Annotated in this window: 9 protein-coding genes; 2 read left to right on the top strand and 7 right to left on the bottom strand. The window is 73.6% G+C overall.

Annotated elements, in window-relative coordinates; translation table 11 throughout:
• Nucleotides 1-7 precede the first annotated feature (7 nt).
• The 4 genes from paaD to paaA are packed head-to-tail and all read right to left on the bottom strand — an operon-like array spanning nt 8 to nt 2,553.
• Nucleotides 8-508 (bottom strand): 1,2-phenylacetyl-CoA epoxidase subunit PaaD, encoded by a 501-nt coding sequence (gene paaD / locus CP981_RS37140; RefSeq protein WP_085926422.1) that lies wholly within the window; start codon nt 506-508, stop codon nt 8-10.
• Nucleotides 502-1,266 (bottom strand): 1,2-phenylacetyl-CoA epoxidase subunit PaaC, encoded by a 765-nt coding sequence (gene paaC / locus CP981_RS37135; RefSeq protein ID WP_085926375.1) that lies wholly within the window; start codon nt 1,264-1,266, stop codon nt 502-504. Before paaC ends, paaD begins: the two co-directional genes overlap by 7 nt.
• Nucleotides 1,256-1,558, bottom strand: coding sequence for a 1,2-phenylacetyl-CoA epoxidase subunit PaaB (paaB, locus tag CP981_RS37130; protein WP_085926376.1), 303 nt, complete (start codon nt 1,556-1,558; stop codon nt 1,256-1,258). The genes paaC and paaB overlap by 11 nt, the downstream gene beginning before the upstream one ends.
• Nucleotides 1,555-2,553 (bottom strand): 1,2-phenylacetyl-CoA epoxidase subunit PaaA, encoded by a 999-nt coding sequence (paaA, locus tag CP981_RS37125; RefSeq protein ID WP_085926377.1) that lies wholly within the window; start codon nt 2,551-2,553, stop codon nt 1,555-1,557. Before paaA ends, paaB begins: the two co-directional genes overlap by 4 nt.
• A 245-nt stretch (nt 2,554-2,798) precedes the next feature.
• On the opposite strand from paaA, the gene CP981_RS37120 reads away from it, so the two are divergent.
• Together CP981_RS37120 and CP981_RS37115 are read left to right on the top strand one after the other, a co-directional pair.
• Nucleotides 2,799-3,044 (top strand): acyl carrier protein, encoded by a 246-nt coding sequence (locus CP981_RS37120; protein ID WP_085926378.1) that lies wholly within the window; start codon nt 2,799-2,801, stop codon nt 3,042-3,044.
• Nucleotides 3,044-4,519, top strand: coding sequence for a class I adenylate-forming enzyme family protein (locus tag CP981_RS37115; protein ID WP_085926379.1), 1,476 nt, complete (start codon nt 3,044-3,046; stop codon nt 4,517-4,519). The genes CP981_RS37120 and CP981_RS37115 overlap by 1 nt, the downstream gene beginning before the upstream one ends.
• Before the next feature lie 275 nt (nt 4,520-4,794).
• On the opposite strand, the gene CP981_RS37110 is transcribed toward CP981_RS37115, so the two are convergent.
• The 3 genes from CP981_RS37110 to CP981_RS37100 are packed head-to-tail and all read right to left on the bottom strand — an operon-like array spanning nt 4,795 to nt 21,603.
• Complete coding sequence (locus tag CP981_RS37110) at nt 4,795-5,592, bottom strand: thioesterase II family protein (RefSeq protein ID WP_244329974.1); 798 nt, start codon at nt 5,590-5,592, stop codon at nt 4,795-4,797.
• Nucleotides 5,589-9,455 (bottom strand): type I polyketide synthase, encoded by a 3,867-nt coding sequence (locus tag CP981_RS37105; RefSeq protein WP_143658967.1) that lies wholly within the window; start codon nt 9,453-9,455, stop codon nt 5,589-5,591. Before CP981_RS37105 ends, CP981_RS37110 begins: the two co-directional genes overlap by 4 nt.
• Nucleotides 9,448-21,603 carry a non-ribosomal peptide synthetase gene (locus CP981_RS37100; protein WP_085926381.1) on the bottom strand — a complete coding sequence of 4,052 codons (12,156 nt, stop codon included), beginning with the start codon at nt 21,601-21,603 and terminating at the stop codon, nt 9,448-9,450. The genes CP981_RS37105 and CP981_RS37100 overlap by 8 nt, the downstream gene beginning before the upstream one ends.
• Nucleotides 21,604-22,084 lie beyond the last annotated feature (481 nt).

Below are 22,084 nucleotides of genomic sequence, written 5' to 3'. Positions count from 1 at the left end.
GCCGGCCTCACACCGCCTTGAAGTGGGCGAAGCTCTCCCGGCATGCCGTGCACACCAGCACGGACTGGCACCGGGTGGCTCCGAAGGGGCTCTGCGGCCGTGTCGCGTGGGAACCGCAGGACGGGCACGGCACCCCCAGCCCCAGACGGACCGGAAGCGGCGCCCCGGACTCGCCCGGTGGGGCGATGCCGTGCTCGGCGAGCTTGCGCCGGCCTTCGGCACCGATCCAGTCCGTGGTCCAGGCCGGCGAGAGCACCTGCCGCACCCGTCCTTCGGGGTGGCCGCACTCGGCCAGCACGTCCCGGATGCCCGCCACGATGACCGGCATGGCCGGACAGCCCAGGAACGTCGGCGTCACGATGACCTCCACCGCGCCGTCCGCGGCCGTCTCCACCGCGCGGATGACCCCTAGATCGGCAAGGGTGATCATGGGCAGCTCGGGATCGGGCACGGCGCCCACCCGCGCGAGGATCTCCTCGGTGCCCGGCACCGGAGCCGCGCTCACCAGGTACCCCCGGGGTACTGGTGGTACACCGACCGGAACTCGGCCAGCAACGGACCGAGTGCCTCGGTGTGCAGCCCGGACCGGCCGCCGGTCGCCCGCCAGGACGGGGTCGGCACGTCCAGCCCTGCCTCGGCCAGGACGGCCGCCACGTCCGTCTCCCACGGCTCCCGCAGCCGCGCCGGACTGACGCACGTCCCGTTGGCCGCCAGTCGTTGCGTCAGCTCGTCCGGCTCGAACAGCTCGGCTGCGTACGGCCAGACGAGCGCGACACCTGCCTGCATGCGCCGGCGGCTCTCCGCCGTGCCGCGGCCCAGCAGCACCGCCCACCGGGCGGCGTGCAGGCGGTGGTACTCGACCTCCTTGGCGGCTCGTCCGGCGAAGCCCGCCAGCTCCGTGTCGTGGGAGCGCGTCAGGTCCGTGTAGAGCAGTCCGGCGTACACCGCGTACACCAGTTGCCGAGCGATGGTCATCCCGAAGTCACCATTGGGCAGTTCCAGCAGGAGCGCGTTGCGGAACGTCCGCTCGGATCTGCGGTAGGCGAGGTCGTCGTCGCTGCGCCCGCTGCCGTCGAGCCGGCCGCTGCGGGCAAGGAGGACTCGGGCGTGGCCGAGCAGGTCCAGGGCGATGTTGGACAGCGCGAGGTCCTCCTCGATGGTTGGCGCGTGCGTCACCCAGGCACACAGCCGCTGGCACAGGACCAGCGCGTCGTCCCCCAGCCGCAGCGCGTACTCCGCGCCATCCGGGTCGAGGTCAACCGGCATGGTTCTCCCCCTCGTTGAGCGGCACGTAGTACTCGGGGTATCGGTACGGCTTGCCGGACGCGCCCGCGAAGAGCGGGTCCTTCTCGTCCGGCGAGGAGGCGCGCACCGCGTCGGAGCGCACCACCCAGAGGGACACCGGCTCGCCCCTGCGGGTGTAGAGGTCCCGGGCGTTGGCCAGTGCCATGTCGGCGTCGGCGCCGTGCACCGAGCCGACGTGCTGGTGGGCCAGGCCGCGCCGCGGCCGGAGGAACACCTCCCACGGGGTCCGCACGTGTGCGGGCCGCTCGCTCATGGCGTCTCCTCCCTTGCGCGGTGTGCCGCGGAGTACGCCGCATAGGCGTCGACGGCCTCGCGCACCCATGCACCGTTCTCGTGCGCCGCCACTCGATGGGCCAGCCGTTGCCGGGCACAGGCCGAATCGTCGGCGAGCTCGTCCCGGAACTGCTGCCAGTCGACCGCGCTGAAGTCGTAGTGGCCGCGTTCCTCGTTCCAGCGGATCGCCGGGTCGGGCAGGGTCACACCGAGCCGCTCGGCCTGCGGCACGCAGTTGTCGACGAAGCGCTGCCGCAGCTCGTCGTTGGTGTGCTGCTTGATGCCCCAGGCCATCGAGCGCCGGCTGACGGCCGCGCCCATGGCGGCGGTGCGCGCATCCGCCCCGCCCGCCGCGGTGTCGGGCGGGCCGAACATCAGCGCCACCGCCGGCAGCCACCAGCGGTTGACCGCGTCCTGGGCCATCTCCTTCTGCTCCGGTGTCCCTTGGCACAGCGACCACAACACGTCGTAGCCCTGCCGGACGTGGAACGCCTCCTCCTGGCACACCCGTCGCATGGCCCGCGCGTACGGGCCGTACGAGGTATGGCACAGCGGGGCCTGGTTGACCACCGCCGCGCCGTCCGTCAGCCATGCGATGGCTCCGGTGTCGGCCCAGGTCAGGGCGGGATGGTTGAAGGTGGCCGCGTAGCGCTGGTGACCGCGGTGCAGGGCGTCCAGCAGGTTGGCCCGGTCGGCGCCCAGCGTCTCGGCGGCCGCGTAGAGGTACAGCCCGTGGCCGGCCTCGTCCTGCACCTTCGCCAGGAGGCTCGCCTTGCGGTGCAGCGAGGGCGCGCGGGTGAGCCAGGCGCCCTCCGGCTGCATGCCGATGATCTCGGAGTGGGAGTGCTGGGCGATCTGGCGCAGCACCATGCGGCGGTAGCCGTCGGGCATCCAGTCGCGCGGCTCGATCTGCCGGCCGGCGGCCAGGAGCGCCTCGAAGTGCGCGTGGAGGTCGTCCTCACTCGGCCCGTGCACAGTACCTCCTTCGTCGGGTGGTGCCGGGTCTTCCCCGGCCCTTCCGTCCGATGGCCCGGCCCGTCAGCAACGGGTTCCGGGGGGACGGCGGGGTGGGGAAGACCTGCTTCACCTGCTCAGGAGTGCGCCGCCCGGGTCGTCTATCCCTGGGCGGTGGGTGACGAAGGCCACGCGGGCCGGACGGAGAGCCGGCCGGCCGCCGCGCCTCTTCTCACGGCAAGGAACCCGCCAAGGAAGGGCAACGCATGAGTACCGTACGGGAGATGCTGGTCGAGCTGACCGGCACTCGGGAGTTCGCCGACGTCCTCGGTGAAGACACCGACCTCAGTGCCAGCGGCATCGACTCGGGAGACCTGGTGCGCCTGGTTCTGCTCATCGAGCAGCACACCGGGGTGGAGGTCACCGGCAAGGATATGGAGGGGCTGACCACCCTCGGCGACTACGAGCGCTTCGTCGCCGAGCGCGGCGGCACCTCCCCCGGCGGCTCGTGATGTGGCTCGCCCAGCTTCTGGAGCGCAACGGGCAGTGTTTCCCGCACCGCACGGCCCTGGTGGACGAGCACCGCTCGGTCACCTGGGCCGAGTTCCGGGACCGGACCGTATGCCTGGCACATGGGCTGGCTGCGCGCGGCATAGGACGCGGCGACCGGGTGGCGGTGCTCTCGCTGGACCGCATCGAGGTCCTGGAGACGTACTTCGCGCTGGCTCGCCTGGGGGCGCTCTTCGTGCCCCTGAATCACAGCCTGACCCCCGCCGAGGTGACGGGCGTCGTGGAGCGCACCGAGCCGGTCGCGGTGATCGGTGAGGCGGCGCTGCTGGACCGCCACCCCGATCTGCCGGTGCGCCTCCGTCTCGCCTTGGACGGCGCGGAGTTCGCCGCCCTCGGCGCGGAGTCCACGGGCACCGAAGCGCTGCCGGACATCCCGGACGACGCGCTCGCGGCGATCCTGCACACCTCGGCGACCACCGGCCGGGCCAAGGGAGTCACCGTCGACCACGCCTCCTTCCGGGCCATCGCCCTCGGCTGGCTGGCCGTGGCCCGGCCCGTCGATGAGATGGTGCTGGTCAACTGCTGCCCGCTCTACCACGGCAGCATGGTGGTGTCGCTGACCTATATGGCCGCGGGCGCCACCGTGGTGTTGCTGCCGGGGTTCACGCCGCAGGCCTCGTTCGCGGCGATCGAGGCCAACCGGGCCACCCACATCTGGCTCGTACCGCAGATGCTGCGCTTCCTGCTTCGGACGAAGGGCTTCGAGCGCACCGATCTGTCCTCCCTGCGCGAGATCCTCTACGGGGCCTCGCCGATGCCCGTCGATGTCTACGCCGAGGCCGCCCGTCGGCTCGGCTGCGGCTTCCGCCAGGTCTACGGCATGACTGAGGTCGGCGGCCCGTTCGTCACCCTCGGCCCGGAGGAACACCCGGCACCGGAGCGCATGGCCGAGCGGCTCCCGAGCGGACGCGTCATCCCCGGGATGTCCGTCCGCGCCCTCGACCGGCGCGGTCGGCAGGTGCCCCCGGGCGCCATCGGCGAAATCTGTGTCCGCGGGCCCGGTGTGATGCGTGGCTACTGGAACGACGAGTCGGCCACCGCCGAGATCACGGTCGACGGCTGGACCCGCACCGGCGACCTCGGCTTCCTCGACCCCGACGGCCGCATTCACCTCGTCGACCGCAGCAAGGATCTGATCATCCGCGCCGGGCAGAACGTCTACCCGACCGAGATCGAACGGGCCCTGACCACTCACCCCGCGGTGCACGAAGCCGCCGTCATCGGCATCCCCGACGACGATTACGGCCAGGTTCCGCTCGCCTTCGTCGTGGCCGACGAAGACGTCGGCACCGCGGAGTTGCTACGGCACGCCGCCGGGCAGCTCGCCCCCTACAAGCGGCCCCGGCGCATCGCCTTCATCGACCAGGTGCCGAGGAACCCGGCCGGGAAAGTGCTCAAGAAGCTGCTCCGGGAGTAGGGCACCGGAGATACCGACCGGGTCCGCCGAGGACCGGGCGCGGGCCGGGCAGCAGCTGCTCGCACCGGCCCGGTCCTCGCCGCATCCGGACTCGCCCTGGGCACCGCCCTCGCCGGGGGGAGCGCGGCTCGGCCGCCGTGCCCGGCTGTCCACCGCTGGAGGTGCGGGTGCATCCGGTCGGGCCCGGTGCCTTCAGCCGGGCCACCACGGAGGAGCGGTGCTTGTGGGGCGGAGGAGCGGTGCTTGTGGGGGCGCGACCGACGGTCGGCCGACGACTACACGGGACGGGCTTCCGCGAGGTCCGCAACGATCCGCCCGACCACCTCCGTCACCGCCTGCTGGAAGTAGAAGTGGCCGCCCGGGAAGAGCCGCAGCCCGAGCCAGCACGTCGTCCACCGCTCCCAGCCGGCCAGCAACGGCGCGGTCACGGCCGGGTCGCCCGCCCCGCCGTACACCGAGAGCGGCACCGCGAGCGGCGGCAGCGCGGTGTCCGGCTGCCAGTGCTCGGCGGCTGCGAAGTCGTTCCGCAGCAGCGGCTCGATCAGCCCCCACAGCGACGGCTCGTCCAGCACCTCGCGGGGCGTCCCGCCGATCCGCGCAAGCTCCTCCTTGAGTTCGCCGTCGGGCAGATGGCTGCGGTGGTGGACGGCCTCGGGGCCGGCGTGCGGCGGTCGCACCGCGGAGATGCCCAGCCAGCGCGGGAGTGCCCGCCCCTCCGCCTGGAGCAGGCGGGTCAGCTCGTAGGCGGCCATCGCGCCCAGGCTGTGCCCGAAAATGCCGAACGGCCGGTCCGACAGGGGCTCTACGGCGTTGGCCGCCCACCGCGCCAGACCGCCGACGGCCGGGTGCGGCGCCAGCCGGCGGAGCCGGCCGCGCCCCGGCGCCTCGATCAGACAGAGCTCCCAGTCGGCCGGTAGGTTCCCGGCCCACTCACGGTAGGCGAGGTGGGAGCCGCCGGCGTGGTGGAGGAGGAACAGGCGCATCACCGGTGCCTCCACCGGCCGCGGCCGGACGACGGCGCCGTCCGGCGGTATGGCGGGGACGGGCGCGCCGGGCGGGTGGGGAGGAGTCATGGATCGATACCCTTCACTGGTGTTCGGCCCGGCTCGGTCATCTCCCGCAGCCGGGCGTCGAGTTCGGCAGCCACGGCCGAGAGCGCCTCGCCACTGAGCACGCCGTGGTGGTCACAGGGCAATGCGTGATTCCTCACCGTGCCCCGGACGAACGGCTTCCACCGCGTCGCGGGCGCCGTCTCCCCAAGGGGGTGACTCTCGACGGCGGTGAAGGCCAGCAGATCGCCCCCGACCGTACCCGGCGCATGGCCGGACAGCAGCCCGACGTTGTGCAGCATGACGTCCGCGATCCGGCGCACCGCCGCCTCGTCGAGCCCGGAGAGCACGCTGCCCGAGCCGCGCAACGCACGCAGCATCGAGGCCCGGTCCCCAGAGGGCTCCTCCGATCCGGCCGTCACGCCGGCGTCGGCCGGCAGCGCCCGCAGGAGGAACGCGTCGACCTCCTCGGCGGTGGGCAGTTCGACACGCTCGTCCGGGGCGGCCGGGAAGGCGTCCAGCACCGCCAGCAGCCCCACTTTTTCCCCGTCCCGTTCCAGCCGCTCGGCCGCCGCGTGCGCGACCAGTCCGCCGAACGACCAGCCGGCCAGTGCGTACGGCCCGGACGGCTGGACGGTGCGGATCATGCGGACGTAGTCGTCGGCCATCTCCCCGACCGTCCGCGGCATGGCGTCCGGCTCGGTGAGCCCCCGGCTCTGGATGCCATAGACCGGGAAGCGTGCGTCGATGCCCGGGAGCAGCTTGGCATAGGGCCAGGCGATGCCGCCCGCGGGGTGGATGCAGAACAGCGGGGTGCCGTCGTCCTGCTTCCCGTCCGAGGCCGGGCGCAGCGGTACCACGACGTCGAGTGCGTTGGAGGGTGCGCCGCTGTCGATGTGCTCGGCCAGTGCGGCGATTGTGGGGTGTTCGACGAGGAGGGCGACGCTCACGGTGGTGCCCAGTGCGGCGCCGATGCGGCTGACGAGTTGGAGCGCCAGCAGTGAATCACCCCGTAGGTCGAAGAAGTTGTCGTGGACGCCGATGCCCTCGATGCCCAGCACGTGTTGCCAGTGCTGGAGGAGGTCCCGTTCGAGGTCGGTGCGGGGCGGTTCGGATTGAGTGTCCAGGGCCGGGCGCCGGGCGTGCCGTTCGGCTGCGGGGGGCTGCGTCACGGCGGTCTCCCCGTCGGGACCGAGCGGGGAGCCGGCGGTCGCCGGGGCGTGTGTGACCGGTGGGGTGCTCCGGCCCACGGCCCGTTCGATCCAGTGCCGGGTCCGCTCGAAGGGGTACCCCGGCAGCGGAACGCGGCGCCGGCCGGCCGGCGGCTTCGTCGTGACGGGCACGCCGGCCGCCCACAACTGTCCGATCCCGTCCAGCAGTGTGCCGGCATCCGAGCGGGTGGCCCGGGCGTGCCGCATCATCGGGACGACGGTCGCCCGCTCCCCCAGCTCGGCCCGCGCGTGCCGGGTCAGGCCGTGGCCGGGGCCGGCCTCGGCGAAGGTGCGGTGGCCGGAGCGGGCCAGCTCGCCGAGCCCGTCCGCGAACCGGGCCGTGTGCCGCATGTGCGTGACCCAGTACCCGGGGTCGGTGGCCTGCTCCGGCGTGATCCACGTGCCGGTGACGTTGGAGAGGTAGGGGATGCGGGGCGGGTGCAGGCTCACCCCGGCAACCGCCGCCGCGAACTCCGGCAGCACCGGGTCGAGCAGCCGCGAGTGGGCGGCCAGGCTCAGCCGGATCCGGGAGCACCCCACGCCGTCTGCCGTCAGCCGCCGCTCCAGTGCGTCGACGGCCTCCTCGGAGCCGGAGACCGTGCACGAGATCGGGGAGTTGACGGTGGCGAGATCCACGTCGCCGCCGTCCAGGTACGGCAGCAGTTCCGCTTCCGCCAGCCACACCCCGAGCGTCGCCCCGCCGGCCTGCCGGGCCAGCTGCTCACGCCGGTGCACCAGGCGCAGCGTATCGTCGAACGACATCACGCCCGCCAGGTACGCGGCGGTGTACTCGCCGAGCGAGTGCCCCAGCAGCGCGGCGGGCGTGACCCCGTGGGAGGCCAGCAGCCGCACCACCGCGCACTCGACGGCCACCAGCGAGGCGAACTCCGCCTGCTCGGGCGGTCGTAGCCCGCCGTAGAGCGCTTCGGTGAGCGCGTAGCCGAGGACCGGGCGCAGCGCGGCCGCGGCACGGTCCATCTCGGCGCGGAAGACGGGCCGGGTGCGGTAGAGCCCGGCGCCCATCTCCGGGTACTGGGCGCCGCCGCCGGGCAGCAGGAACACCGGCTGATGGGCGTCGCCGGACACCGCCGTAGGGGTGCCCGTCACCTCCCGCAGCTGCCGGGCCGCGTCCTCGGCGGTGCGGCCGGCCACCGCCCGGCGGTGGGCGAACACCCGGCGGCCGGTGTCGAGAGTGTGGGCGACGTCCCCGAGCGGCTGTTCCGGGTGCGTATCGAGGTGGTCGGCCAACCGTGTGCAGAGCGCGTCGAGTTGGGACGGGGTACGGGCGGATACGCGCAGCAGCTCGTGATCGCCGGGCAAGGCGTCCTGCGCCGCGTCGGCCGGCCCGGGGCGGGGCGGCTCCTCGACGATCAGATGCGCGTTGGTGCCGCCCACGCCGAAGGAGCTCACGCCCGCCCGTAGAGGGGAACCGTCGGACGACCGCCACGGCATCGCCTCGCCACTCACCCGGAAGGGAGTGGCGGCGAAGTCGATGGCCGGGTTGGGCCGGGTGAACCCCACGGTCGCGGGAACCACGCCGTGCTCCATGGCGAGCAGCACCTTGATCAGACCGGTGACGCCGGCCGCTGCATCCGTGTGCCCGACATTGGACTTCACCGACCCCAGCAGACAGAAGCCCGTGCGGTCCGTGCTCTCCCGGAACGCCCGGGTCAGGGCGGCGACCTCGATCGGGTCGCCGACCGGGGTGCCGGTGCCGTGCGCCTCGACATAGCTGATGCTGTCGGCCGGCACCTCGGCCGCGAGCTGCGCGGCAAGGATGGCCTCGGCCTGCCCCTCCGGGCTCGGGGCGGTGAAACCCGGCTTGCGCCGGCCGTCGTTGTTGATCGCCGAGCCCTTGATCACGCCCCAGACGCGGTCGCCGTCCTGGAGCGCGTCCTCCAGCCGGCGCAGCACGACCGCGGCCACGCCGTCACCGCGGATGGTGCCGCGTGCCTCCGCGGCGAATGCCCGGGTCCGGCCGTCGGGCGACAACACCCCCTGCTCCACGTACCGGTAGCCCCGGGCCGCCGACGGATTGAGCGCCGAGCCGCCCGCCAGTGCCGTGTCACAGCGGTAGTTGAGCAGGTCCTGGCAGGCAAGGTGCACGGCCACCAGAGAACTGGAGCAGGCCGTCTGCACCGACACGCTGGGCCCGGTCAGATCCAGCTCGTACGAGACGCGGGTGGCGAACGAGTCCGGCAGGTTGGCCGACTTGGCGGCCAGCAGGTGCAGCGAGCCCGGCTCGCCCGCGTACCGGGGGTGGATGTGGCTCAGGTAGTACTCGCTCTGGCTCGTGCCCGCGTAAACTCCGAACTGGCCGCCTGAACGCGCCGGGTCGTATCCCGCGTGTTCCAGGGCGTGGTGGCAGACCTCCAGGAAGTGCCGCTGCTGCGGATCGAGCAGCCGGGACTCCGCCGGGGAGTAGCCGAAGAATTCCCCGTCGAAGCGGTCGATGCCGTCGATGGTGGAGGCCATTTTGACCAGGCTCGGATCGTCGAGGTCCGCGGCGGTCCCGCCGGCGGCCAGCAGGGCCGGGCCGGGAATGGGCGTGGCCGACTCGTGCCCGTCCAGCAGGTTCTGCCAGAACTGCCCGATGTCCGCAGCGTCCGCCCACCGCCCGGTCATGCCGACCACGGCGATTCCGAGGCCGTCGCTGTCGTCCCGGTACTCATCCATTGCGGTGTCGGTCCTTTCGGGCGGCGGCTCGGCTGCGTGTGCGTGCCTGCCGCTGGCGGCGGGCCCGCTCGGCACCCGCGGCGGAGTCGAGCGCCGGCCCGGCTCCCTTGCCGAGGTGACGGGCCATGGCGGTGGGCGTCGGGTGGGTGAACAGGTCCGCGAGCTGGAGATCGATCCCGAGCCGCCGGTGGGCCAGGGAACGGACGGTGACCAGCAGGATCGAGTGGCCGCCGAGGTCGAAGAAGCTGTCGTCCGGGCCGACGTCCGCGCGCTCCAGCACCTCGGACCAGATCGCGGTCAGTTCCTTCGTCAACCGGGCCTGTGCTCCGGCGGGCGCCGAGGGGGCGGCCGGTGTGGCGTGCTCCTCCGGTGAGGCGATGGCGACCGCGCACGGCACCGGTGTGCCGAAGGCATCCGGCAGGGTGGTGTCGGCCGGTACGGCTTCCGGACCCTTCGTGCGACCGGTGACGGTCACCGTGGCGGTGAGCCGTTCCAGGGGCAGCGCCGGCCCCGTCGTGTGGGCACGCACCCACGGGGCGGCGGGGTTCAGCCCGATGAGTACGGACGGCAGGTCATGGCCGAGTGCCGGGGCGAGGGAGGCGAGGGCGTCCTCGGCCGGCAGTACGCGGTAGCCGCGGGCCTCGGTCAGCTCCCGCAGGGCGAAGCCGCGACTCATGCCCGTCTCCTGCCACATGCTCCACGCCAGGCTGACGCCGCGCAGGCCCAGCGCGCGCTGCCGTACGGCCAGTGCGTCCAGAGCCGCGTTGGCCGCCGCGTAGGCGCCCGTCGCGGCGCCGCCGAAGAAGCCGTTGACGGAGGAGAAGGAGACGAACGGCATGCCCTGCCGGTGCCGCAGCGCGTGCGTCAGGTGATGGGCGCCGGTCACCTTGGCATGCCAGACGCTCCGCCAGCGCTCCGGTGCGGCCTCGGCGGCGGGGAACTCGGTGCTCTCCCCGGCCAGGTGCCACACCGCGTCCGGCTCCCCGGACTCCCACAACAGGCGGCGCACCTCGTCCGCGTCGCCTATGTCGGCCGCCACGTACCGCACGTCGCCCAAGGACTGAAGGGCGCGCAGGGCCTCGGTCCGGGGGTGGTTCCCGGCCCGGGAGCGGCCCACGAGCGTGAGCCGGACGCCGTGCCGGGTGAGGAGGTGGCGGGCGAGCTCGACGCCGATCCCACCGAGGCCGCCGGTGATCAGATGGTGGCCGCCCGGGACCGGCGCCGGCCCGTCGGGAGCGGGCTCCGCGGGAAGCTCGGTGAGCCGTGGGACCAGGCGCTGTCCCTCCTCGGTGAGGGCCACATGCGGCTCGGCGGAGGGGCCGAGCAACTCGGTGTGGAGCCGCTCGGCCAGGACGTCGACGGCGCCGGCCGGGTCGCCGTGCACCTCGACGAAGCGTCCGGTGAGGCCCGGGGCCTCCTGGAGCGCGCTCTTCAGCAGCGCCGCCTCGGCGGCGCTCTCCGCCCCCGGGGTGCCGACAACGGTGAGGGAGGCGCACCGGCTGCCCGGGGTGGACAGGACGCCGAGCAGCCCGGCGAGGGCGATCGGCCGTCCGGGCGCCGGGGGCTCGCTGCCGGTGGCGTGGTCGTACGCGGCGAGCGCGGTCAGGTCGATGACGTGGGCGGGCGTGTCCAGGGACGGGAGCGACCGGGCGGGCTCCGCGTCGACGACGGTGCTGCGGCCACCGTGCGCGTCGACCAGCCGGGCCAGGGCGCCGGCCAGTGCCCGTTGGCCCGCCGCCAGCAGGACCACCCGCGCGCCGCACCAGTCCGCGGCGGCCGGCAGCGCCTGGGCGGGCTGCCAGGCCGGGCGGTGGAACCAGGAGGGCACGGGGGGCTGCGGGGCCGGGGCGACCGTCACCGTGGCCGTGCCGAGGGACGGGTCGTCGAGCAGGCGGTCGCGCCAGGCGGCCCGCACTCCCTCGTCGAGCACGGGCAGTGCGCTGAGCATCTCGGTGTCCACCGCGCCGTCCGCGGTACGCGGCAGCGTGGAGACCAGCACCACGTGCAGCGGCAACTTCCGGTCGGGCAGGGCACGTTGCGCGGCCTCGGCCACCCGGGCGGCCTCCACGGGGCGTTCGGGCACCGCGTGGACGACCAGACTGGGCAGCCCCGCCGCGTCCGCTCGCCGGGTCACGACGCACTCGCGCACGCCCGGCACGGTGAGGACGGCCGCGGGCACGGCGGTGACATCAGAGGCGTCGTGGCTCTCGGCCGCCGGACCGTGGGGGCCGCCGTCGAGCGCCGACAGCCGACGTGAGGCGTCCTGGGCCACCCCGTCCAGCACCCGGTGGACCAGCGCGACGAGCTGCTCGGCGGTTTCGGTGTCGAAGAGGTCGGTGCTGTACTCCACGGCAAGGTCCAGGCCGTCGGGGGAGCCGTCCGCCGCCCGATGCTCGGAGAAGTTGAACGCGAGGTCGAACTTGGCCACGTCCACATGCATCCGCTCCCACTGGGAGACCGCGTCGCCCAGCTCGACGACGCTGGACGCGGCGTCGTGCAGCCCCAGGGACACCTGGAAGAGCGGGTGCCGGGCCAGGTGCCGGGGCGGGTTGATCCGCTCGACGAGTTGCTCGAACGGCAGGTCCTGGTGGGTGTGGGCGGCCGCGGTGGCCTCCCGCACGCGGTGCAGCAGGTCGGTGAAGGCCGGATCGCCGGAGGTGTCCGTGCGCAGCACGAGGGTGTTGACGAAGAATCCGACCAAGGGGTCGAGCACGGGAACCGGCCGGCCGCCCATGACCGTGCCGAGCGGTACGTCCTCACCGGCCCCGGAGCGGGTCAGCGCAGCTGCCAGTGCGGCTTGGACGACCATGAACAGCGTGGCGTGGTGCTGCCGGGCCAGCTCGGCCAGCCGGCGGTGCAGCTCCGCGTCGCAGGTGCGGTGGATCAGCCGCCCCTGGCGGCTTGGTGTCATGGGGCGGGGCCGGTCGTACGGCAGGGCCAGTTCGTCCGGCAGGCCGGTGAGCCGCCGCTCCCAGTAGGCGAGTTGCTCGGCCGCCCGGCTACCGGGATCGTTCGCGTCGCCAAGGAGCTCGCGCTGCCACAGCGCGTAGTCGGCGTACTGGACGGGCAGGTCGTCCCACGCCGGGGAGCGCCCCTCGGCGCGGGCCGAGTAGGCCGTGGACAGATCCGTGGCCAGTGGGCCCAGGGACCCGCCGTCGGCCGCGATGTGATGCAGCACCAGCAGCAGCACGCTGGTGTCGTCCGGCAGGTGGAACAGGTGGGCGCGCAGCGGTGGATCGGTCTCCAGCGCGAAGCCCAGCCGGGCCGCCGAGCGGAGGTGCTCGTCGAGCAGCCGCTGAGGTATCTCGGCCACGAACAGGTCCGGCTCGGCCTCGTCGGCATCCAGCACCTGCTGGGTGGGCGTGTTGCCGCGTTCCGGGAACAGGGTGCGCAGCGCCTCGTGGCGGGCCACGACATCGGTCAGGGCCTGCCGCAGCACCCGGCCGTCGAGCCGGTTCGGGAAGCGCGCGACAACCGGGATGTTGTAGGTCGGGCCGGGGCCTTCCAGCCGGTCGATGAACCACAGACGGGTCTGGGCGAGCGAGAGCGGCAGCGGCTCGGGACGGGCCCGGCGGGTCAGCGGAGGGTGGCTCGGCTCCGTGGCGCCGGCCTCGGCTAGTTCGGCGATGCTGGGCCGGGCGAACAGCTCGGCGACGGTGAACTCCCGCCCCACGGCCGTACGAATCCTGCCGACCAGCCGGGTGGCGAGCAGCGAATGCCCGCCGAGCGCGAAGAAGTTGTCGTGCCGGCCGACGCGGTCGATCCCCAGGACGTCGCACCACACCTCGGCGAGTGCCTTCTCCAGGGGGGTGGCCGGCTCGCCGTCCCCGGAACCGGCGGACGGGGCCGCCGGGGCGTCGGCGGTCGGCAGCTCGTCGACCCGCTGCACCCGGCACGGCACGGGGGTGCCGAAGGCGTCCGGCTCCGTGAGTTCCGCGGCGGACTCCGGGGCACTGCCCGTGATGTGGCCGACAAGTTCGTGCAGTGGTACGGCGGGCGCGTCGGTCCTGCTGCGGACCCAGGGAGCCGTCGGGTCGAGGCCGACCAGGACATGCCCCGGTGTGTGCAGGGCGACGGCCAGCGACCGCGCCCCCTCGGGCCGGCTGATCAGCCGGAATCCGCGGGCCCGGGTCAGCTCCTTGAGGGCGTAGCCTTCGCTGGCGCCGAGCTCGTCCCACATGCTCCAGGCGACGCTGTGGGCGCGCAGCCCAAGGGCGCGTTGGTGTGCGGTGAGCGCGTCGAGGTAGGCGTTGGCGGCCGCGTAGGCGGCGGCCATGCTGCCGCCGAAGAAGCCGTTGACGGAGGAGAAGGAGACGAACAGCGTGCCCGGCCGGTCGCGCAGGACGTCGGTGAGGACCGCCGCACCGACTGCCTTGGCGGCCAGGACGGCCTCCCAGTGCGCCGCGTCGGCCTCGGCCAACGGCCGTTCGGCGAAGTGTGCGGCCAGGTGCAGCACCCCGTCGACCGGGCCGTAGTCGGACTCCGCCGCGGCGAGGAGACGGCGTACCACCGCGGGGTCGGTGACATCCGCGGTCAGGTACCGCACGTCGCCGAGCGCCGCCAGCGCGTCGAAGGCCGCAGCCTTGTCCGGGGCATCCTCGAGCGGGGTGCGGCCGGTGAGGGTGAGCCGGACACGGTGGCGGGTCAGCAGGGTGCGGGCCAGCTCGGTACCGACGCCGCCCAGGCCACCCGTCAGCAGATAGTGACCGCCCGCGCGGAACACGGGCGCGGCGTCGGTGCCTGCCTCCGGTGCGGGCAGCGGGGCGAGGCGGCTGACGAGGCGGGCGCCGTCGCGCAGGGCGACCAGTACCTCTCCGCCCGGGGCGGAAATCTCGGCGTGGATCGCCTTCGCGGTCTCGTCCGGGCCGTGGTCGAGGAGGGCGGCGTCGGCGACATCGGTCCACCGGCCGGTGAGCCAGGGCAGTTCCTGCACCGCGCTCTTGAGCACGGCCACCGCCGCGGCGCGTTCCGGCAGCACCGTCTCGTCCGGGAGGGCCGCACAGCTGCCGGTGGCGACCACGTCGAGGGTGACGGGCCGTTCGTCCGCGGCGAGCGCGGTGATCAGGGCGGCGAGTCGGCGGGCCGCCGCGCCGGCCCCGGCCGGGTCGAGCGAGACCGGCCGCGGGTCGGCCTCGGTGAGGTCGACGACGCGGGCGACCGGCACGCCCACCGAGCCGAGCAGGCCCTTCCATGCCGCCGCCTCGGTCCATGCCCCGGACTGCTCCGGGACGACGACACTGCTCGTCCCGCCGGCGGCGGCGATCCGCGCGGCCAGCCGGTCGGCCGGTGCGCGCCGCGGGCCCGTGAGGATCAGGGTGTGCTCGGTGGTGCTGCGCGGGTCGGCCGCGTGGAACCTCTCGGCGCGCCGCCAGACCGGCCGGTGGAACCAGTCCGGCACGGTGCGCTCGTTGCCGAGCAGTAGATCCGTGCGGCGCAGCACGTCGGCATACGCACCGTCTTCGAACCGCCGGCGCAGCAACGTGCGCTGGATTTTGCCGATCTCCGTCTTGGGGAGGTCCCGCGCCGTCACCGGCAGGACGACCGCGGGGGTGACGCCGAACTCACGCGCCACCCTGCCGGTGAGCGCGGTCACGGCGCGCCGGGGGTCCGCCTCGGGGGACAGCACACAGAACACGGCGAGCTCATCGGTGGTGGCGGCGGCCGAGGTCCGTACCGCGACGGCTGCGGTGAACGACCGCTCCACACCGCTGATTTCCTCGACCGTCGCCTCGATCTCCTGGCTGGAGTGGTTGACGCCGTTGACGATGATGACGTCCTTCGCCCGGCCGGTGAGGGTGACCGCGCCGTGCCGCAGAAAGGCGAGGTCGCCGGTGTCGAACCAGCCGCCGGCACGGAACGCCTCGGCATTGTGGTGCGGAGCCCGGTGGTAGCCGTCGGTCACGGCCGCGCCGCGCACCTGCATACGGCCCACCCGGCCCTCGGGCAGCAGATTCCCGTCCTCGTCCACCACCCGGACGGCGAAGCCGGGGTGCGGGCGGCCACAGCTGACGTGCGGGTCGTCGTCGCGGCTGGTGCCCAGCGTCAGCACGCCGTCGGTCTCGCCCGAACTGGTCTCGGACATGCCCCACACCGCGTGCATGGCGTCGTCCGGCAGTCCGAACGGCTGGAGCGCGGCCAGGAAGCGGCGGGCCGTACGGGCCACGACGGCCTCCCCACCGTTGACGGCCAGCCGCAGGCAGGAAAGGTCCCAGTGCTGCTCCGGCTCGGCGGCGAGCCGGTCGGCGACCAGCCCGTAGGCGAAGTTGGGTGCCCAGGTGCTGGCGGCACGGTGCCGGTCGACGGCGTCGAACCAGCGCAGCGGGTCCTCCAGCACCCAGGTGGTGGGGGCGAGCACCTGGCAGGCCCCGAGCACCACGTCCCGCAGATGAAACATCACCACACCGCCGACGTGGTCGAGCGGCATCCAGTTGAAGGACGGGTCGGCGGCGGTCAGCCCGTGCTGCTGCACGGCCGAGGCGGTGTGCGTGAGCACATTGCGGTGGCGCTGTTCAACGGCCTTGGGCCGTCCCGTGCTGCCGGAGGTGAGCAGCAGCAGCACCAGGTCGTCGGGGGTGGCCGGGTGCCAGTTGCGGTCCTGCGGGCTGCCGAGGAGCGCGTCGATCGCGGCAACCCTGGGCCGCTCGTCGCTGTGCCGGCCGAGCGCGGCGGCGAGGCCGTCCCGGGCGGTGGCCGGCGCCAGCACCCACGGCTGCTCCAGCGCCGTCCAGGCGTCGGTCAGGCGCGTGAGCTGGGTGCTCTCCCGCTCGTAGCCACCGGGCGGGGCGGCGAGCGGCACAGCCGCCAAACCACCGAGCACACAGGCCCAGAAGCCGGTCACGAACTGCCGGGTGTCCGGCAGCTGGAGGAGCACGGCGTCGCCGGGCCGGGCCCCGGCCGCGCGCAGTCCGTGCAGCACTCGGGAGGCGTCCTCGGCGAGCTCGGCGTAGGACTGCCGCTCCTCGTCGCCGTCGGGGCGGATGTGCACCAGCTCGCCACTGGACTCCGCGGCGGCCCGCAGCGCCTCCCCCAGCGTGCCGAAGGCGGAACCCTTCAGGGGCGGCCCCTCACTCAGCGAGAGCCGGGACTCCCCCGCCGCCTCCGGCCCCGCGCCCGCCTCCGGCCGGCCGGCGCTCTCGTCCGGCGCGCCGGATGCGGTGCCGAGGCCGCCGAGGTGGAGGCGGCCGGGTGCGGGAGGTTCGACGGGGCGTACGGCGACCGCCGTGCCGGTCACCCCGGGCTCCGCGCGCAGCCGCTTCTCCCAGGCGGTGGCCACCTGGCCGTCCGGGACGGGTAGGGCGGACAACGCTTCGGCGTCCACCGCCCCCTCAGCGGTACGCGGCAGCGCCGAGACGAGGACGATGCGCAACGGCGGGGATTCCGGCGGGAGTGCGGCCCGTCCGGCGACGGCGAGCCGGGCGGGGTCGACGGGGGCGTCCGGCACCACATGGGCGACGGGCCCGGGTATGCCGGTGCGTGAGGTGCGCACCGAGACCAGACATTCGTGCACGCCGTCCTGGGCCAGCAGCGCCCGCTCGCACGCGGCCGGGCTTCCGGCGAGGGCGCGCGCCGCTTCCCCGGCCGGCAGCAACCGGGACAGCGCGCGGGCGGGGTCGGCAGCCGCGCTCACCAGGACACTGCGCAGCCGTTCGACCAGGGCGTCGACCGTGGCCCGTGCGAACAACTCGGTGCTGAACTCCACGGAGCCAGTCATTCCGGCGGCCTCGCCCGCCGGGCCGTACCGCTCGGTGAGCGACAGCGTGAGGTCGAACCGGGAGACCCCCACGTCCATGGGCTCCAGCCGCGCCGTGGCCCCCGCCATGTCCAGCTGTGCCTGCCCCGCGTTCTGTAGTACCAGCATGACCTGGAACAGGGGGTGACGGCCCACCGCGCGGGGTGGGTTGAGCCGGTCGACGAGCCAGTCGAAGGGCACGTCCTGCCGTTCGTGCGCGGCGAGGTCGGCGTCCCGCACCCGCTCCAGCAGCGCGGTGAAGGACGGATCACCGGAGGTGTCGGTGCGCAGTACCAGGGTGTTGCTGAAGAAGCCGACGAGGTGGTCCAGGGCGGTGTCGTCCCGGCCGGCGACGGCCGTGCCCAGCGGGATGTCGGTGCCCGTGCCGGACAGCGTGAGGGTGGCGGCCAGCGCGGCGTGCAGCACCATGAAGACCGTGGCCCGGTGCGCGGCGGCCAGGTCGCTCAGCGCGCGGTGCGCCTCGGCGTCGAAGGCCAGCGGCACCGCGTCACCCGCGTACTGGTGGGTGCGCCCCCGCAGCCGGTCGTACGGCAGGTCGAGCTGGTCGGGCAGCGACGCCAGGGTCCGTTCCCAGGAGGCGAGTTGCCGGCCGGCCCGGCTGTCGGTGTCGGCGGGCTCGCCGAGCAGCGCGCGCTGCCAGAGCGTGTAGTCGGCGTACTGCACGGGCAGCGGCGCCCAGCCGGGGGCGTGGCCCGCCACCCGCGCCGTGTACGCCGCCGCCAGGTCCTCGGCCAACGGCACCAGAGACCAGCCGTCGGCTGCGATGTGGTGCAGCACCAGCAGCAGCACGGTGCGGCCGTCGTCGACGCGGAACAGGTGGCAGCGCAGCGGCAGTTCTGTGCCGAGGTCGAATCCGGCGATGGCCGCCGTCCGCACCCGGGAGTCCAGCTCGCCGGACGGCACGTCCACAACCTCGGGTACGGGCCGGGTGCGCGGATCGTCGGGGCCGAGCACGAGCTGCCGGGGGTCGCCCTCGGCATCCGGGAAGAGGGTGCGCAGCGCCTCATGACGTGCGCAGACATCGGCGAGGGCGGCGCGCAGCGCCCCCGCGTCGAGAGCGGTGTCGAGGGTGAGGACGCACGGGATGTGGTAGGTCGGGCCGGTTCCCTCCAGCCGGTCGAGGAACCAGATGCGGGCCTGAGCGGGCGAGAGCGGCAACTGCTCCGGCCGCGCGGCCGGCAGCAGCGGCGGCCGCTCCCCGCCGCCGGCACCTGTGCCGTCCGGCAGTGTGGCGATGAGCCCGGCGAGCGCGCCGGGGCGCGGCGTGTCGAAGACCGCCGTCATGCTGATCTCCACGCCGAGGTCCGCCCGCATCCGCGTCAGCAGCCGGGTGGCCAGCAGCGAATGTCCACCGAGGTCGAAGAAGTCGTCGTCGACGCCGACCGTTCCCTCGGACAGCCGCAGCACCTCCTCGAAGAGCCGGCAGAGCCGTTCCTCGGCCGCGGTGGCGGCGCCCCGACCGCTCGCGGCAGCGGCGAAGTCGGGCGCGGGCAGCGCCTTGACGTCCAACTTGCCGTTGTACGTCAGCGGCAGGGCCGGCAGCAGCACACACGCGCTCGGCACCATGTGTGCGGGGAGCCGGGCCGCCAGGTGGCCGCGCAGCTCCGGCGGTTCGGGAGCGCGGCCGGTCTCGGGCACGGCGTAGGCGACGAGGGTACGGTCGCCGTCGTCGCCCTCGCGGGCCACCACGGCGGCCTGGGCCACGCCGGGGTGGTCCACCAGGACCGCCTCGATCTCCCCGGGCTCGATGCGGAAGCCGCGGATCTTCACCTGCTGGTCGGCGCGGCCGGCGTACTCCAGCGTGCCGTCCGGCAGCCGACGGGCCAGATCGCCGGTGCGGTACATCTGCTCGCCGGGCGCGCCGAACGGGTCGTCCAGGAACCGTTCCGCGGTCAGCCCCGGCCGCCCGAGGTAGCCCCGGGCCACGCCGGGGCCCGCCACGTACATCTCGCCCACCCAGCCGGGCGGTACCGACTGCCGGCAGTGGTCGAGGACGTACACCCGCAGGTCGGGCAGCGCCGAGCCGATGAGGCTAGGCGGCCGCTCCTGCTCGACGAGGGCACGGGTCACGCGGTGGTGGGTGACGTGCACGGTCGTCTCGGTGATGCCGTACATGTTGACCAGCGCCGGCGCCTGGTCGCCGTACCGCTCGACCCAGCCACGCAGCTGCGCCGGCTCCAGCGCCTCGCCGCCGAACACCACATGACGCAGGCCGAGCGGCGGGTGGGTCGCTCCGCGCCGGTGGCACTCACCGTCCGCCCGGATCAGCTGCTGGAAGGCGGAGGGCGTCTGGTTGAGGACCGTGACCCGCTCGTCCCGCAGCAGCTGGAGGAAGTCGGCCGGCGAGCGGGTGACGTCCTCGGGGACGACGACGAGTCGGCCGCCGTGCAGCAGGGCGCCCCAGATCTCCCAGACGGAGAAGTCGAAGGCGTAGGAGTGGAAGAGGGTCCACACGTCCTCGGGGCCGAAGTCGAAGTGTGCGGCGGAGGTCTCGAAGAGCCGGACGACGTTGGAGTGCGGGACCACCACGCCCTTGGGGCGGCCCGTGGAGCCCGAGGTGTGGATGATGTACGCGGTGTCGCCCGGGGTGAGCGGCGCGGTGCGCTCGGCGTCGGTGAGGTCGTCGGCCCGGAGGCCGGCCAGGGCCGACTCCAGGGCGGGGTCGCCGAGCAGCACGGTGGCAATGCCCGTGTCGGGCAGGCCGGGTGCGGTCGGTGTGTCGGTGACCAGCAGTGTGGGCGCCGCGTCGTCGGCGATCGTACGGAGGCGCTCCGCCGGGTAGCCGGGGTCGAGCGGCAGGTAGGCGGCGCCCGACTTGAGTACGGCGAGCAGCGCGGTGGTCAGTTCGGCGGACCGGGGCAGGGCCAGGGCCACGATGCCGCCCGGCCCGGCCCCGCGCTCGACGAGGAGGCGGGCCAGCCGGTTGGCGCGGGCATTGAGCTGCGCGTAGCTCAGCGCGGTGTCCTCGAAGGTGACTGCTGTGGCGCCGGGGCTGCGGGCGGCCTGTGCCTCGAAGCGGGCCGGCAGGGTGGCGTCCGGTGCGGGCGGGGCGCTGACGGCCGAGGAGTACGAGGGTTCCTCGCCGGGCCGCAGCAGTCGCGTACCGGCGAGGGTCAGCTCGGTGTCGGCTGCCGCGAAGAGGTCCAGCAGCAGCAGGAACCGTGCGTGGTGGTCGGTGAGTTGCTCCTCGGTGTAGAGCGCGGGGTTGGCGGCGAACGCGAGATGCAGCCCGCTGCCACCGGACGCGGGCCGCACGGTGAGGGACAGATCCTCGACGGGGCCGCCCGACAGGTGGTGGAAGGTGGCCGGATGGCCGGCGAAGCGCGGCTCGTTGTCGAAGGGCATCAGATTGACGACCGGCCCGTACAGCCGCCGGCCACGGCCCAGGAGCTTGAGGTCGCGGCGCAGGTCCTCGCCTCGGTAGCGCGCGTACCTGCGCACGGTGCGGACCTCGGCCGCGGTCGTCCGCACGAGGGTGCCGAGGGTGGTGTCGGCGTCCATGGTCAGGTGCAGCGGCAGGATGTTGGAGACGACGCCCGGGGTGCGCAGGGCGGCGGAACCGAAGCGGTTCATGGCGGGAAGGCCCAGGACGACATCGGTGCTGCCGGTGACCCGGTGGACGTAACCGGCGGCCGCCGCGAGGATCAGGTCGCCGCGGGCGACGCCCAGACGGGTGGCGGCCGCCGAAAGGCGTTCGGCCGCGTCGGCGGTCAGCGCGGTGGCGCGGCGCAGGACCGTGGGCGAGGGCAGGGCGGTCCCGTCGCTGAGGCTCACGGCTTCGGGCGTGTCGGCGCAGCGCACCGCCCAGAAGTCCCGGTCACGCGCGAGGTTCCCGGAGGTGCGATAGCCCTGCTCCTCGTCGAGCAGCCGTGCCAAGGGCGCAAATCCGCGCTCCGGTTGCCTCCCGCCGGCCAACGCGGTGTACACCTCGGCCACGCGACGGACGACGAGGGAGTAGCCGTAGCCGTCCAGGAGGATGTGGTGGGCCCTCTGATACCAGAAGAACCGGTGGGGGGCGGCCGTGAACAGCGCCTCGGTGAAGAGTGGGCCTTCGGTGAGGTCGACGGGCGTCGCGAGGTCGGCGCGCATCCATGTCTCCGCGGCCGCGCGCGGATCCGGCTCGCTGCTGACGTCGACACGGTGCAGGGGCCAGTCCCCCACGGCCGCGTGGCGGGCGCGGGGGCCCTCGGCGGTGTCGAGGAAGCGCAGCCCGAACGTCTCGGCCTCGGCGATCGTCCACCGCAGCGCGGTTTCGAAGAGTTCGGCGTCGACGGAGCCATGAATCTCCACGTACTCGCCGGTGTTGTAGGCCGCGTTCGCGGGGTCGAGCCTCTGGGCGAACCAGATGCCTTCCTGCGCGCCCGACAGGGGGCGGACGGTGTCGTCGTGAGCTGACATGGCACCAACCCTCAGTAGTAATGCGAGTTCAGACTGAAAGCCGCCCTCGAGAGCTGCCGCACGCGGCGTCGGACGGATGCAATGCGGCCCGGCTCGACCGGCGAAGTGCAGCGGTACGCAGACGTCGGGAACCACAAAGCGCAGGAGGGAAACACTCTTACAGGGGACGACATAACGGGCGACTTCAATGAGGCACCCAACCCCGTCCTTAACCCTGCCGGAAGACAACTGGCCCAGTCAAGTTAGACAATAGAGTTCGCGCCCGCTTATAAGGCACTAACACTTCCTGGGTTACGCTGACTTCGCCTGCGGGGGTGCGTCCTGGCGACGCACCAGGCGATATTGAATGTACGTAATCAATAACTGGGCCCCGATGCGTGTGCCGTCCGCTGCGTATGCATCGATTCGTCAACAACAACGGTTTTCCGGCTGACCACTGATGCATCCGAGCGGTGCGGATATCCGATTCCGAAGCCTCGGG

The sequence above is a fragment of the Streptomyces platensis genome, from assembly GCF_008704855.1.
In the GTDB taxonomy this organism is placed as follows: domain Bacteria; phylum Actinomycetota; class Actinomycetes; order Streptomycetales; family Streptomycetaceae; genus Streptomyces; species Streptomyces platensis.
This window is presented reverse-complemented; position numbering and strand designations above follow the sequence as displayed.